The sequence below is a fragment of the Aerococcus sp. L_32 genome (assembly GCF_050689315.1).
Genome location: NZ_JBOEQF010000525.1, coordinates 1 through 1,229 on the forward strand (window position 1 = coordinate 1; position 1,229 = coordinate 1,229).

The 1,229-nt window shown below is 38.1% G+C and carries 2 protein-coding genes; both read left to right on the top strand.

All coding sequences use genetic code 11. The annotated features are described in order from the left end of the window. Positions 1-561: sensor histidine kinase (locus tag ACRCJ0_RS14480; RefSeq protein ID WP_431390908.1), on the top strand; the 561-nt coding region annotated here is incomplete at its 5' end. A gap of 109 nt (positions 562-670) precedes the next feature. Then, on the top strand, positions 671-1,229 hold a 559-nt coding region (locus ACRCJ0_RS14485), incomplete at its 3' end, for a DapH/DapD/GlmU-related protein (protein ID WP_431390909.1).

Genomic DNA, 1,229 nt, shown 5'->3' on the forward strand with positions numbered 1-1,229 from the left:
CAGTATTACGATAAGACGACGTTAATCAATGAAGTGATCAATCAAGTTTTCCAAAACTTCAAGGTCCTATACCCAGACTTCCAATTCTTCTTGGAAAATGACTTGCGTCGTAATTATGAGATTCAGATTTACCGTAACCACCTTGAACAAATCCTGATTATTTTATTGGACAATGCTGTCAAATATTCAACTGATCGCCAAGAAATCCATATTTCTGTTGCGACCAACGCCGTTGATTATATTGAAATTGCCATCCAAGATTTCGGTGAGGGGATGTCTCAAGAAGACCAAAACCGTATCTTTAACCGCTTCTACCGGGTGGATAAGGCGCGATCGCGTGAACGTGGAGGGAATGGTCTAGGTTTATCAATCGCGAAAGAATTAATCAAAGGGTACAAGGGTTCTATCTTTGTAGAGAGTGAACTGGGCAATGGGTCTATTTTCCATGTCCGCTTCCCAATCTTGAATACCTTAGACGAAATTTCAGCAGCTGATCGTGAACGAATTGATCAATTGTTGGAAGAAGCAGCAAATGATGAGGATAATAATTTAATTAAATAAACCATGACAGGACCTTATGCTAGTAAGCGTAAGGTTCTTATTTTAATATATAGCAGAAAGATGACTTGAATAAGAGAGGGCGTTTGTGATGACAGAAAACATTCAAAATATGACTGAAATGGAAAAACTGCAGGCAGGATTACCATATTCGATGCGAGATAAAGAAGTGAATAGTCAAAAACTTCAAGCAATCTCCGGTTGTAAAAAATTAAATGGTGTAGATACTTCAGATAATGTAGCATTGGAAGCGGCAATAAGAAATTTATTTGGAAAAGTGGGCAAAAATCCCTTTGTAGCTCCTGTCTTTAATTGTGATAGTGGAGAAAATATTGAGGTTGGTGATAATTTTCTAGCAAATTATAATGTAACAATTTTGGATATTGCTAAAGTGAAAATCGGGAATGATGTGATGATAGGGCCAAATACATTGATTTCTACAGTAAATCATCCCATAACACCTCAAGGACGACGAGACCATCTAGCTGTGGCAAGCTCAGTAACAATTGGGAATGATGTATGGCTTGGTGGAAATGTAACTATTTTACCTGGTGTGACGATTGGTAACAATGTTGTTGTGGCGGCTGGTGCGGTTGTGACTAAGGATGTAGCTGATAATTCATTAGTTGGTGGGGTACCTGCCAAATTGTTAAAAGAAATTCCTAATGATG